The 13,191-nt window shown below is 61.3% G+C and carries 13 protein-coding genes; 6 read left to right on the top strand and 7 right to left on the bottom strand.

Going from position 1 to position 13,191, the window contains the following annotated elements; all coding sequences use genetic code 11:
* Nucleotides 1–47 precede the first annotated feature (47 nt).
* Nucleotides 48–1,289, bottom strand: a complete 1,242-nt coding sequence (gene gatD, locus HZR20_RS09025) for a Glu-tRNA(Gln) amidotransferase subunit GatD (protein ID WP_181686255.1) — start codon at nucleotides 1,287–1,289, stop codon at nucleotides 48–50.
* Nucleotides 1,290–1,375: 86 nt separating this feature from the next.
* Between gatD and HZR20_RS09030 the strand changes: the two genes are divergently transcribed.
* On the top strand, nucleotides 1,376–1,903 hold the full coding sequence (locus HZR20_RS09030; RefSeq protein ID WP_181686256.1) for a hypothetical protein: 528 nt from the start codon (nucleotides 1,376–1,378) through the stop codon (nucleotides 1,901–1,903).
* 18 nt (nucleotides 1,904–1,921) lie between these two features.
* Here HZR20_RS09030 and HZR20_RS09035 read toward each other — a convergent pair whose 3' ends face one another.
* Together HZR20_RS09035 and HZR20_RS09040 are read right to left on the bottom strand one after the other, a co-directional pair.
* A complete protein-coding gene (locus HZR20_RS09035) occupies nucleotides 1,922–2,569 on the bottom strand; it encodes an ArsR/SmtB family transcription factor (RefSeq protein ID WP_181686257.1) in 648 nt (215 codons plus the stop codon).
* A gap of 123 nt (nucleotides 2,570–2,692) precedes the next feature.
* Complete coding sequence (locus tag HZR20_RS09040; RefSeq protein WP_181686258.1) at nucleotides 2,693–3,646, bottom strand: hypothetical protein; 954 nt, start codon at nucleotides 3,644–3,646, stop codon at nucleotides 2,693–2,695.
* A 243-nt stretch (nucleotides 3,647–3,889) separates the two neighbouring features.
* Here HZR20_RS09040 and HZR20_RS09045 point away from each other — a divergent pair, with 243 nt between their 5' ends.
* Nucleotides 3,890–4,246, top strand: a complete 357-nt coding sequence (locus HZR20_RS09045) for a DUF5802 family protein (protein ID WP_181686259.1) — start codon at nucleotides 3,890–3,892, stop codon at nucleotides 4,244–4,246.
* Nucleotides 4,247–4,272: 26 nt separating this feature from the next.
* On the top strand, nucleotides 4,273–5,163 hold the full coding sequence (locus HZR20_RS09050; RefSeq protein ID WP_181686260.1) for a Vms1/Ankzf1 family peptidyl-tRNA hydrolase: 891 nt from the start codon (nucleotides 4,273–4,275) through the stop codon (nucleotides 5,161–5,163).
* On the opposite strand, the gene HZR20_RS09055 is transcribed toward HZR20_RS09050, so the two are convergent.
* From HZR20_RS09055 to HZR20_RS09065, 3 genes are all read right to left on the bottom strand, one after another.
* A complete protein-coding gene (locus HZR20_RS09055; RefSeq protein ID WP_181686261.1) occupies nucleotides 5,160–6,701 on the bottom strand; it encodes a hypothetical protein in 1,542 nt (513 codons plus the stop codon). The two genes, HZR20_RS09050 and HZR20_RS09055, sit on opposite strands and share 4 nt — an antisense overlap.
* 74 nt (nucleotides 6,702–6,775) lie before the next feature.
* Complete coding sequence (locus tag HZR20_RS09060; RefSeq protein WP_181686262.1) at nucleotides 6,776–7,213, bottom strand: universal stress protein; 438 nt, start codon at nucleotides 7,211–7,213, stop codon at nucleotides 6,776–6,778.
* A gap of 125 nt (nucleotides 7,214–7,338) precedes the next feature.
* Nucleotides 7,339–9,198 carry a threonine--tRNA ligase gene (locus HZR20_RS09065; RefSeq protein ID WP_181686263.1) on the bottom strand — a complete coding sequence of 620 codons (1,860 nt, stop codon included), beginning with the start codon at nucleotides 9,196–9,198 and terminating at the stop codon, nucleotides 7,339–7,341.
* Between the two features lie 181 nt (nucleotides 9,199–9,379).
* Between HZR20_RS09065 and HZR20_RS09070 the strand changes: the two genes are divergently transcribed.
* Complete coding sequence (locus tag HZR20_RS09070) at nucleotides 9,380–9,613, top strand: YgaP family membrane protein (RefSeq protein ID WP_181686264.1); 234 nt, start codon at nucleotides 9,380–9,382, stop codon at nucleotides 9,611–9,613.
* Between the two features lie 45 nt (nucleotides 9,614–9,658).
* Here HZR20_RS09070 and HZR20_RS09075 read toward each other — a convergent pair whose 3' ends face one another.
* A complete protein-coding gene (locus tag HZR20_RS09075; protein ID WP_181686265.1) occupies nucleotides 9,659–10,492 on the bottom strand; it encodes a PspA/IM30 family protein in 834 nt (277 codons plus the stop codon).
* A 125-nt stretch (nucleotides 10,493–10,617) separates the two neighbouring features.
* Between HZR20_RS09075 and HZR20_RS09080 the strand changes: the two genes are divergently transcribed.
* Entirely contained in the window at nucleotides 10,618–12,273 is a 1,656-nt protein-coding gene (locus HZR20_RS09080; protein ID WP_181686266.1) for a CTP synthase, read from the top strand.
* The gene (gene guaA, locus HZR20_RS09085) at nucleotides 12,273–13,190 is read left to right on the top strand and encodes a glutamine-hydrolyzing GMP synthase (RefSeq protein WP_181686267.1); all 918 of its coding nucleotides are present in this window, start codon (nucleotides 12,273–12,275) and stop codon (nucleotides 13,188–13,190) included. Before HZR20_RS09080 ends, guaA begins: the two co-directional genes overlap by 1 nt.
* Nucleotide 13,191 lies beyond the last annotated feature (1 nt).

The following is a 13,191-nucleotide window of genomic DNA, read 5'->3' on the forward strand; positions in this document are numbered from 1 at the left end:
CCGGATCGTATAAACGTAACTTCAAATCCAGACGAATGAAAACGCCGTCACTCCCAGGGGACCGATCGGTCGGTGATTTCGCCGGCCAGTGGTTTCCCCATCGCAGCCACAGGATCGTCACGGTTGCCCAGCACCCACATGAGTTTGACCATCGCAGTCCCCGGAAGCATGTCTTCGCCTTCGATGACGCCCGCATCGAGTAGGTCGCGGCCGGTGTCGTAGACGCGATCGCAAATCCGGCCGTCCAGACACTGGCTGGTCATCACGACCGTCGTCCCGGCCTCAACCAGCGCGTCGATCCGGTCGATCCAGTCGGTGTTGACGTGACCCAGTCCGGTCCCTTCGATCACGAGCCCGGCCGCTCCGTCGACCGGATCGAGCATCGATGGTTCCGCTCCCGGCGTGAACTTGACGAGGTCGACGTCAGTTTCGAGGTCGGCGTGCAGGGCAAGCGCTGTCTCGTCACGTTCGGCGTATTCGCGACGGAAGGTGACCTCACGGGCGTCGTAATCCACGACGCCAAGCGGCTTGCGACCGATCGTCTCGAAGGCGTCCCGGCGGGACGTGTGGTTCTTTCGTGCACGCGTCCCGCGATGGAGGGCACAGACGTCGTCACTTTCGGCGGCGTGCATGCAGAGCATGACCTCTGCGGCATCGCTCGTTGCGGCCTCGACGGCTGCGACGGCGTTCATCACGTTGTCCGAGGAGGGCCGGTCGGCCGAGCGCTGGCTGCCGGTAAAGACGATCGGAACCGGCGTTTCGAGCATGAACGAGATCGCGCTGGCGGTGAACTGCATCGTATCCGTTCCGTGCATGACGACGACGCCGTCGGCCCCCGCTTGGATTTCGTCGTGAATGGCCTCGGCGAGATCCTGCCAGACGGAAGGCGTCATATTCTCCGAGAGAATGTTCGCGACGACGCGGCCGCGATAGTTCGCGAGGCCAGCCAGTTCCGGGACGGCCCGAAGGACGTCCTCGGCGTCGAACTGAGCCGTCACAGCACCAGTCCGATAGTCGACAGTCGAGGCGATCGTGCCCCCGGTCGAGATGAGCGAGATTGTCGGAAGGTCGTCGTCGAACTCGACCGTCGATTGGTCGCTGACATCGCCGGATTCGATATCGTAGACGTCGGCTTCGAGCACTGTCGCTGTGGCCGCCTCGCGATCCAGGCCAACGTTGTAGCCACTATCTAGTTTCACGACGAGTTGCGCTTCGTTCGACGATGGCAACAGGACCCCCTCGAAGGTCTGGTCGTCGCGATCGACCCGCACGCGATCTCCTGCGTTCATGTCGGTCGGCTACCGGGGCAGGCGACTTGAAACCATCTTTCTCGCCCAGGGACAAGGACCAAGTCAGCAACGGACTGAGACACAGTATGGCCGAGCGGTCTGATCAGATCTCGCGTGACGACGAGTCCATGGGCACCGCCGAACTTGAGGAGTTACTGGACACTGGGGATGCTGAGGCGAAAGAGGTGCATTCGGCGCCGAACGGTCGCCTCGCCCGCGTTCGCTCACGGCTCGGCGGGCTGGTCTCGTTCCGGCCGCGTTTCGGGACCATCTTCTCGATCCGCTCGTTTCTGCTCGCCCTCGCTGGGACCGTCCTGGGTGCGATCGGGTTCGGGATTGCGATCCCGTTTTTCGATTCGATCGCGGCGTTGGGCGGGATCTTCGCCGCCGCATTCCTCGGGGGCACAATTAGCTCCCGTCGGCAGTACCTCGAATTTACGCTCGCCGGAGCAGCCACAGCGGCACTGGGCATGATCTCGAAGTTCATGGTCGTCGCCATGGTCGGACAAGGCGAATTACTCGCGATTTTCGGGGCCGGGAGCGGTGCGATCGCTGCACTACTCGGTCACTACTTCGGGCGGGATCTCCGGGCTGGCCTGACGACGGACATTTGACGTGGGGGACAACAGCTGTCACCCATCAAGTTGCCACTCGTCGCCATCCTGCTCGACCACATCCCGTGACTCCAGCGTTTCTAACACGTCTTCGACGACAGACGGTGGAACCTCGACATCGCGACTGATCTCCTCAACGTCATCCGGTTGGTCGGCCAGTGACGCCATTACTTCAACAACGATTCGACTGTCGTCGTCGATATGGTCGCCGATCCCTTCCATAACATCGGTCAGTCGGCCCTGGACCCATCGCTGTGCCAGCGAGAGTTCGTTCTGGAGGCGACGGAGCCGCCGGAGTTCGATCGCCAGTTCCGAAAGATTCTCCGCCCCATCTGGATCGACATTGATCGAAAGGTGTCGGCACGACGTCATGTCCAGTCCCGAACTCGCGGGATACGCTGTTTTGGTTCCGAAGCTGTAGGGCGATGCTGAGACTTCGAGCCGGAACCCCCGAGAGATGTAGAAGTACTTGCGCCGCCGGTCATCGGTCCGACTCTTGACTAACCCCGCTTCTTCGAGTTGTCGGAGATGATCGATGACGGCCTTCGGACTCACACCGAGATAGTCGCTGATCTCCGTCACGAAACAGGGTTTGCGCGCCAGCAGACGCAAGATGCGTCGCCGATTTGCATTCCCCAATAGATCAAGCAACTTCGCGGAGTCCATTTACGTGACGTTACCTCTTATCACATATAAGTATTTCCTGCACGGCCCAATTAAAGGGGCCCCAGTGGTCAGGACTTCTTGATACGAAGGCAACAGGAAACGCGTCGCGGTCCCTGGGCAGGGTTATTTCGATCGATTCGTCTTGCGTTCATCAGGGGCCGACGAATCGCCGTTCGACTGCTGTCCACCGCTCGAAGAATCCGGATCTTGTTTGTCTGTCCCGCCCGTATCATCCGTCGGCGGACCAGTTTCGTTTCCCGGTGGCCCAGTCTCGCCATTTGCAGGCGAATCGGCAGAATCATTCCCCGGCCGGTCAGTCTCGCCATCTCTATCGGCTGGGCCAGTCGTTCCGTTCGGCGGACCTTGTTGGTCTTCATCTGGTGGGCCAGTCGTTCCGTTCGGCGGACCTTGTTGGTCTTCATCTGGTGGGCCAGTCGTTCCGTTCGGCGGACCGCGCTGATCGCCATCGGGGGGGCCTCCAGGAACGATGTCGGGCGGACCAGCCGAAAGGTTTCGGGCCATCGAAGCGACGTCTCGTCCAGTCATATTCTGCGCCTGCGTTCGTAACGTTTCGAGGCGCGTGGCGTTGACGCCGACCTGCCGTGCAACCCGATCAGTCTCGTTGATCGCAGATTGTAACGCGCGAATCTGGGCTCCGAGTCGCGATACTTGGGCGGCCCTGGCCGGACCAGGGAGGTCAGTACTGCCGTTCTCGAAGCGGTCCAGGCGAGTTTGGAGCCGGTCCAAACGGCGTTCAAGTGTCCGGACGCGATTTGCCACCGAGCGATTTGCCGTTGATGTGTTGGCCCCCACACTGGCGGCCCACATGCCGGTTTCGACGGACGCGTTTGTCTCGACAGCGTTCGATTGCATGAACGCGCTCATCTGACTTCCCAGGGACGGGGAGCTATCGTTCGCGGCCGTCGCGTTTGTCGCCGTCTGTACGGTCGGATCCGCCGCAGCATCGGCCGACGATGGAGCCTGGGCGAGAGCGGCCCCATCCGTAACAGCCAGCGCCGGAGCGACAACAAGTGACCCGACGACGATTGCGACGAACACGCTGGCTCGGACGGACATACCCAATTGTATCACCGGTATCCACTAAAACCCGAAGCTTCGTTCGCGCTGTTCACTCATCTGTGTAGCGTGCGCTAATCGTCCAGTAGCGTTTATAGCGCTGTCTCAACCCGTTTCGAAACGTGCACAGATCTTTCGACAGCGTCTGCAGTGAGACCGGGGTAGTTTCGTGCCCACGGTTGGTGGCCGCTGCCGCGGCCACAACCCTTTTTCGACGTGGTATGATATACGTTATTGTACCGCATGTTCGAACAGTTCTCACGGTCGTATTATCTCGGCCGGATGTACGTCCAACCCAGCGAGACACCGACGGCTGCCATGTGTGGAAAGCAATACCGGCGCGTGCATCGCCAACTGTACCGAGATACCGAACCGGCGGCTGATGAACTCCCCCTCGTGATGAAACTCGGGTCGCGACACTTTCCCGTGACTGGGGCCCAATCAGTTCCCGCTGACACATTGGCAGTGCCGCCGGCTGTCCTGGCGGATGCGGCCGTCGAGAACCCACCGACGCTTCGGGAGGTGTTGCTGGCGAGTGAAGATCGGGCGGATCAACTCCTTTCGTTGGCCGGCATCGAGGAGGACCCCGCCGGGATTTAAGCCGCTTGAGCTGTCGGATCGAACTAATGCTAGACGAGCTACTCGGGAGAGCCGCTCTCAAAGAGCGAATCGAGGAACTCGAAGCCGACAAGGAGGATCTACAACACCAACTGGCGGCCGAATCAGATCGACGGGCCGACGCAGTCACGAAGCGCCAAGCGGCCCAGCGTGACGTCAACGAACTCGAAGACAAGGTCGAACAACTAAAAGACCGCGTCGAGCGCTTACAGGACACGGACCGAGACCTCTCCGTTCGACGTCGCGAACGGCTCCACGGAGACCGACTCAGCGATGTCTTGGACCGGTTTGAATCCATCGACGCCGGACCTGACGGGGCGCTAACGGCATTCGTCGCCAATGGGGCCGTCCCGCCGGAGATCCGCGAGGCGTTCGGTGAGCGATCCGCGCTCGTCGCCGAAAACAGTCCCTGTTTTGTACTCACTGACGACGCGGGTGTCTGCAGCGTCGCACTCGATCCGCCGATCACGCCGATGCCGTTCGTCGAGTGGGGGGCTGACTTCGATATTGATCGATCACTGTTCGAGCCGACTGGTGAGTTTACCCTGGCCCTGGTGCGGTCTGACCTGTTTGCGATGGGTGAATATCGCGGTCGTGAACGGGTCGCGTTTCACGGCTTCGACAGCGATCTCGGGCGCAACCACTCCAAGGGTGGCTTCTCTCAGGCCCGTTTCGAGCGCCTCCGGGAGGAACAGATCGACAATCACCTCGATCGCTGTCGGGCCGCACTCGACGAACGGACGACCGACCGCCTCTACGTCGTCGGCGAACGCTCGATCCTGTCCCAGGTCGCTAGCGAGGCCGACGCCACGGCGGCTGTCGACGCGACGGGCGACCCGGAAGACGCCCTCGAGGATGCCTTCTGGGACTTTTGGACGACGACGCTGTACGCGATCTAGGCTAGCCACTCGGGGAACGAATCCGTCTCCCGACTCCGTCGTACGTACGCACGCTGCATGTCCCGAATCGCTGCCTCAAGCGTCGCGCCCTCGGCAAGGCGGTCTTGAACGGCCGCTACCTTCCATTGACTCGGTGTCATCTGTTGGGTCCAGCGGGCCTCGATCGGATCGAGCAGTTCGTCGATCCGGCTGTCCGCAAAGCCCTGGACGCTCAATCCGTGTCGGGCGTAGTCGAAGACTTCCGCGAAGATCGTCTCACGGTCTCCCGTTTGGGTCCCGTCAGCGGCCACCCACTGCAGGTCGGCCTCGAGTCCGTCCTCGGCAGCGGCATAGAAACTCTCCCGGGCGTCCGGCCAGGGAAGCGCCGTCAGCGGATGATCAGCATCCACGAGGCCGACAAGCAGCCCAGCCGTCAGCGCCTGCAAGCTGATATTGTCAGCAACCGTCGGTTGGGTCGGCAGGGGACGGTACTCGATGCGAATCGAGCGCTCGTCGCCGGCCTCAGAGACCGGGTCGCCGCCGATAACTGCCCGAACCCACCGCCAGTAGGTCCCTCGCTTGTGTTCGAATTCGGGGAACTGATCGGTGAAGCCGTCATCGTCGGCTTCGCCGCTGGCCCAGTCAGCGAGGAAGGGGGCATAGAGGTCGTCGGCAACGACCCGGTCGATAACGTCCGCCGTCGTCTCAATATCTTCCGGGACCCGAACCTTCGGGTGTTCGCTGTGGTTGACTGACTGTTCGAAGACGGCGATTCGAAGTTCGTGCGGTGTCTGTTCGAGCAGGTCCCGGGGGTCGACGTCTTCGTCGTAGAGATCCGGGGGCAGAAACGGCGAGTTTGTCGCCAACGCAAGGACCGGGCCGAGCGTCCGGATCGCGGCGTTGAAATATGCCGGAAACGCCGCCACATTGGGGATCTGGAGGTGGGGCTGGATCGACGTGGCAAGAGATTCAAAGAGGATACTCGGAAACGCGCGGGAGGCGCCAGGCACGTCCAACGGCACCGCGCCGTCTGTCAATCGAAGGACCTCGTTGTCGATGGCGTAGTAGCGTGGATTCGGCCGCATGTGCTGGGCGATCGTGAGTCCGCCGCGTGTTTCGTGGGCCGAAAGGTACGCGTCGCTCCCGCTTGCAGGCGGAATCGTCCACATTGCGTCCGTCACGAGCGTCTTGTCGTCTCCAATCGCCGCACGTCCACGATCGAGTCCGGTCGCCGTGGCCGTCGACTGGTGTTCGAATCCGCCGGGCCGGAGAGCCACGGGATCGGTATTGATCTCGGCATTGTGGAGACCCAGTTCCTTGCTGATGCGCTCATCGACACCAAAGAAGTCGGCTGGGATCGTGGCGAGGGTGTGGCCAGCATCCCCAGTCTCAGCCGCGTAGACCTCCATTTCGAGGCCGATCGCAAAGTCTGCCGTATCCAGTTTTCCGGCATCGAGTTGGTCCCGCAGGAACCGTGCTTGTTTCTGCAGGTGGTCACGAAACAGTGCTCTCGCCTGGGTCTCAAGCGAGCGGGCAACGAGGTCGGTCGGTCCAGTCATTGCTCGTCCGTTCGCTGGGGTCACACAAATACGTGCGTCCAGCGGCAGCGGTCCGGCCGGATTCCCAAATCAGCTCAATCCTCGGCGATATCGACAACGAGGACCGGGATATCCGCGTTCTCGACGACTCGTTCGGTCACACTGCCCAGATTCGCCAGCCTGTCCCGGCCGGTGCGACCGTGTGTCCCCATGACGATCAAGTCTGCACCGATCTCCTCGCCGTAGCGGAGGATGTCCCGATGCGGAATTCCCTCTCGGAGTTCGGTCTCGATGGGGATGTCGGCCTCCGTTACTTGCGTCCGTAAGCGATCGATTGCGGCTTCGCCGTCTTCCTGCAGAGAGTCAATGACTTCGTCCTGTGCTTCTTTCTCGGCTGCGAGGTACATCCGCCGGTCGAGGACGTACAATCCGTGGATCGTCGCGTCGTTGTCCGATGCGATCGAGATGGCGTGTTCGAGTGTTTCGGCGGTCCCGCTGCTCCCGTCGGTCGGCGCGAGAATCGTATCGTACATGGCCACCTAGACCTTCGCGTCCCGGGTAAATAGTTGTACGTGCCAGAGTAACACACATTGGGGTGGCGAACTATCGAGCGCCTGACTTGAGCGTCGACGAGACCGAAAACGCGAGAATCGACGGCTTATCGACCAGTGAAGTTCGGGTGGTCGCTGACGTGTCGGGGTAGGTATCGGTGTTGCTGTGGGAGCCCCTCGACATCGTCGAGGACGCGCTCCTGTAGTTCCTCGGGCGTCATGTCGATCTCGTCGTCGTCGAGTCGAACGTTGACGCCGAGTTCGTCGCCTTCCATTTCCCGGTCACCGACGACGACGTAGTAGGGCACCCAGTCAGTCTCGGCCCGGGCGATCCGTTTGCCGACCGACTCGTCGCGATCGTCGACGTCGGCCCGCACGTCTGCGGCTTCGAGATCGTCGACGAGCCCCTCACAATAGTCCAGGTGCGAATCAGGATTGACTGGGATAAATCGCACCTGCGTTGGCGAGAGCCACGTCGGCAACTGGGGTGTCTCCATCGACGCGGTGTCCTCTAGGAGGGCGGCCAGGACGCGCTCGATTCCGCCCGAGGGCGAGTAGTGGAGGATCGGTGGGTTGTGGGTGTTGGTGCCGTCAGTGTACTCGATGTCGAACCGATCGGCGCTCTCGACGTCGATCTGGACCGTCGGGTTCTCGATCGGCCGCCCGAGGCCGTCGATCGCGGCGAAGTCGATCTTCGCCGACCAGTAGTGGTGGCGTTCCGGAATGATTTCGACGAGAGATGGCTTCCCGAGTTCGGCGACGACGTCCTCGACCCACGCTTCGTTTTCCTCGTAGAACTCACGGGTCATCCGGATCGCGGGTTCGTAGTTGATGCCGAGGTCTTCGGAGGTCTGGAGGGCGAGTTCGGCTTGCTTGCGGAGTTCTTCCCGGGCCTGGTCCATGTTCTCGGTGGCAGTGTGCATGTCGGGCATCGTGAACGCGCGCAGGCGCTTGAGGCCAGTCACCTCGCCTTTCTGTTCACGACGGAACGAGTACGTCGACATCTCGTAGATCCGCATCGGCAGGTCGTTGACCGAGATGTGCATGTCACGCATGATCGAGAACTGGCCGAAACAGGCCGCAAAGCGCAGCATCATCCGGCGGTCGCCCGATTCGAACCGATACTGGCGTTCGCCGAACTTCCCGGCGTGTTCGTCGATCGAACGGGCACCCAGATCGTACATGATCGGCGTTTCAACGGGCATCCCGCCGTACTCGACGACCAGATCGTTGACGTACTCCATGAGGGCGTCACGGACGAGTTTGCCACGGGGATACCATCGCAGGTTCCCCACGTCACTCAGTTCGTCGTAGCCGACAAGCCCCTTCTCCTGCATCAGGTCAACGTGGGGTGGCTCCTGGCCCTCGTTGCTGAGGATGCCTTCGACCTCGTCCTCGATGAATGCCGTGAGGTCCTCGCCAACCGAGTCCTTCGCGGCGACGGCGTCCTGTACGTCGCCGTCGGGCGTCATAACCTTCCAGTCGCTGGGTTCCCGGTCGGGTTCGCTTTCGTCCTCGCTGGTGTCGTCTTCGTCGCGGTGGGCCGCGACGTGGCGGGAGAGTTCAGAGAGCGGGTGGCCCTTACAGGAAACCTCGAAGGATTTGTACCAGCCAAACGGCGCCCGCAGGATGGTATAGCCCGACGCTTCCAGTTCCGTTTCGAGCCGTTGCATGACCTCTTTGGCCGCGTCCGGCCCGGCGAGGTCCTCACTAAGGTGTGCGTAGGGATAGAGAACCACGTCAGTCGTGTTCAACTGGTCGGTGACGTCTTCCAGTTCCGTCAGCGCGTTCTCGACGACACCCTCGACGTCTGCCTCGTCGTCGCTTTCGACGCTGATGAACACCGTCACGCAGTCTTCCATGCGCCCTTCCATCGGGACGCCCTCGGTTTCAGCGAGATCACCGCCGCCTGCCTTGTCGGTCGTCTCGAACTCCAGATGGTCCGAGTGGATAAACAGTAGTCGCATAGGCATAGACTCCCGACGGCCGGTAAAAAGCGTGCCGGATGCAGTCACACGGATCCGTCGGCTGCGGTGTCAGCCAACCGCGAGGGGCCTCTTTCCCGTGTGTGTCGATATCGTGAGCCATGGCATCGCAAACCAATCTATAAGTACAATCAGTGAGAAAGATGTATTCGGAGGGTACCCAATGGAAAAGAACGTCGGTGGATGGGATCGAACCGTTCGGCTGGTGATCGGGGTGGTGTTGCTTGGTGTGGCTATGGCAGGATTCGCCGAACTGCTAACCTACGAAATCGGTCCGATTACGACAATGATCGGCTCGGCTATCCTGGCGATTCTCGGGGTACTCCTGGTAGTGACGGGCGCACTCCAGCAGTGTGTCCTCAATCAGGTGTTGGGCATCGATACGTATCGTTCCTGAATCAAAGGGAGCAACCGAACCGTCGATGTTCCGGTCAGTGCCGCGCTACGTTTCGTCGTCCTTCAGCGTCTCCAATTCCTCGTCGATGGCTTCCTCATCGATCGACTCCGCCTCGACATCGACGTCTCCGGCTGCCTGCGGTGTCGATTCCTCGGCCGTCGTCGTGTCGTCTTCCTCGGCCGCCTCGCCCATCTCTGCCTGGAGGGTCTGGAGTTCGGACTCGACTTCGCTGTCGGACTGCAAGTCCGCCAGTTCCCGGTCGAGCTGATCCTGATCGGTGATTGCGTCTTGGAAGGCACCCGTATCGCGGAGTTCGTCCATCGCCGACGCCCGGGCTTCCATCTCTTCAGTCCGTTCTTGTGCCCGATCGATGGCCCGGCCGACGTCTTCGAATTCGTCGCCAGCACCCGACATGGCCTCGGAGACGCGGGCGGAGGCCTCTGCAGCCTCGTAGCGAGCTTTCATCGTCTCCTTTTTGGTCCGGAACTGTTCGACCTGGGCCTGGAGCTCGCTTTTCTGCTCGACGAGTTGGTCCTGTTGGGTCTGTAAGTCAGCGATCTGGCTTTCTAACTCCTCGATCTCGTTCATCTTTTGCTTTTTCTTCTCCAAGGCCCGCCTGGCCAGATCTTCTCGATCCTGCTTGACCGCTTCGCGAGCCTGATCGTTGTGTTTCTCGACGTTTTCTTCGAGCCGGCGTTTCTGGATCTCTAAGCGTTTCTTCTGGGTCGTCAGGTCTGCAATCCCCTGTTTGACGTCTTGCAGTTCGTCCCGTAACTGCTCGTAGGAGTAATCCAGGGTTTCGGAGGGGTTTTCAGCCCGATTTAACAGACTGTTGACCTTCGACCGGACGACGTAGGAGGCGCGCGAGAGGATTCCCATGGGCATCTGTTAGGGATCAGCCGTCTTAAAACTCGTACTCGTTCGTCCGTCGAATGTCCGTGCCAGTGACCACCGAACCCAGCCGTTCCCGAAACGGTTTAGGTCCGGGCACGCCCACCGTCGGTATGCCGAACGAGCCCGAAACCGACTACGACCAGGAGCTGGGGCGGAAGTTCATTTTCGTCACCGGCGGCGTGATGTCTGGCCTGGGGAAAGGCATTACCGCCGCGAGTACCGGCCGCCTGCTCGCCAATGCTGGCTTCGACGTGACTGCCGTCAAGATCGACCCGTATCTCAACGTCGACGCCGGGACGATGAATCCCTACCAGCACGGCGAAGTGTACGTCCTGAAAGACGGCGGTGAAGTCGATCTGGATCTGGGGAACTACGAGCGCTTCCTCGATATCGACATGACCTCCGATCACAACGTCACCACTGGGAAAGTCTACCGGGAGGTCATCGAGAAGGAGCGGGCCGGCGATTATCTCGGCCGGACCGTCCAGATCATCCCGCATATTACCGACGACATCAAGCGTCGCATCCGCGAGGTCGCCGAGGGTAGTGATGTCTGTCTCATCGAAGTCGGCGGCACCGTCGGCGACATCGAGGGGATGCCATACCTGGAAGCACTCCGGCAGTTCGCTCACGAGGAAGACGACGACGATATTCTCTTTACCCACGTCACGCTGGTGCCCTATTCGAAGAACGGCGAGCAGAAAACGAAGCCAACCCAGCACAGCGTCAAGGAGCTCCGCTCGATCGGTCTCCAGCCGGACATTCTCGTTGGCCGGTGTGATGACAAACTCAACTCGCACGTCAAAGAGAAGATCGCCCTGTTCTGTGACGTCCCGACGGAGGCCGTCTTCTCGAATCCCGACGTCGATGATATCTATCGCGTCCCGCTGGTCGTCGAGGACGAAGGGCTCGACGAGTACGTCATGGAACAACTCAACCTGACAGACGAGGCGCTCCCGGAAGACGAGCGAAAGAACGGGTGGCGCGAACTGGTCACCCAGGAGAAAGACGGCACGATCGAGGTTGCGCTGGTCGGCAAATACGGGCTCGAAGACGCCTACATCTCGATTCACGAATCGCTGAAACACGCTGGCCTAGAGACGAACGTCGACATCGAGACGACGTGGATTCACTCCGAGGAGTTAGCGGATGAACACAACGGGCAACTCGCAGACGTGGATGCGATCGTCGTCCCGGGCGGGTTCGGGGCCCGCGGGACCGAGGGGAAGATCGAGGCGATTCGTTACGCCCGCGAGAACGACGTCCCCTTCCTCGGACTCTGTCTTGGCTTCCAGATGGCCGTCGTCGAGTACGCGCGCAACGTCCTCGGACTTGACGGCGCACACTCCGCAGAGATGGACGAACAGACGCCCCACCCCGTGATCGACATTTTGCCCGAGCAGGAGGGCGTCGAGGACATGGGCGGGACGATGCGATTGGGTGCCCAAGACACGGACATCGACTCGGGCACGCTCGCTGCCGACCTGTACGACGACACCACCTGTCGGGAACGTCACCGCCACCGCTACGAAGTCAACCCCGAGTACATCGACGACCTCGAAGCGGCCGGGATGACCTTCTCGGGCGTCTCGGGTCGACGGATGGAGATTCTGGAATTGGACCAGGACACTCACCCGTACTTCATCGGGACCCAGTTCCATCCCGAGTTCCGGTCGCGGCCGACGCGGGCCTCGCCGCCGTTCGTCGGGCTCGTCGAAGCAGTGTTAGACCAGCCTGAACACTCGCCCGCGGAGGTCGAACACTGATGGTCGACGCTGAATCGTTCATTCCCGACGCGAAAGCCGAAATCGTCGAAGCGATCGGCGACGACAATGCCGTGATCGCCCTCTCGGGGGGCGTCGACTCCTCGACTGCTGCCGCCCTTGCCTACGATGCCGTCGGCGATCAACTCACGCCAGTCTACGTCGACACCGGCCTGATGCGAAAAGGCGAAACCGAGCAGATCCGCGAGACCTTCGAGTACATGGACAGTTTGCGGATCGTTGACGCGAAAGATCGCTTCCTCGACGAACTTGACGGCGTCACCGACCCGGAAGAAAAGCGCCACGCGATCGGCGAGCAGTTCATCCGTGAGTTCGAAGAGGTCGCTCGCGACGTCGACGCTGACCACCTCGTCCAGGGGACGATCTACCCCGACCGGATCGAGAGCGAAGGGACGATCAAGTCCCACCACAACGTCGGGGGGCTGCCCGAACGCATCGACTTCGATGGTATCGTCGAACCGATGGCTGATCTCTACAAAGACGAGGTCCGGGACGTCGCCCGTGCACTCGACTTAGAGGAAATCATCAGCGAGCGCATGCCCTTCCCGGGACCGGGCCTGGCGGTCCGGATCATCGGCGAAGTGACCGAAGAGAAACTCGGAGTTGCGCGGGAGGCTAACCACGTCGTCGAGGAGGAACTGGAAGCGTACGACCCATGGCAGGCGCTGGCGGCCGTCATCGGCAAGGCCACGGGCGTCAAGGGCGACAACCGCGTCCACGGCTGGGTCGTGGCCGTCCGATCCGTCGAGTCCCGAGACGGGATGACCGCCCGTGCTCAGGAGATCGACTGGGAAACGCTCCAGCGTATCCAGAGTCGCATCACCGGCGAGAACGAGTCGGTTGCGCGCGTCGTCTACGACGTAACGCACAAGCCGCCCGCGACAATCGAGTACGAGTAAG

The sequence above is a fragment of the Halorhabdus salina genome, assembly GCF_013839425.1.
GTDB lineage: Archaea > Halobacteriota > Halobacteria > Halobacteriales > Haloarculaceae > Halorhabdus > Halorhabdus salina.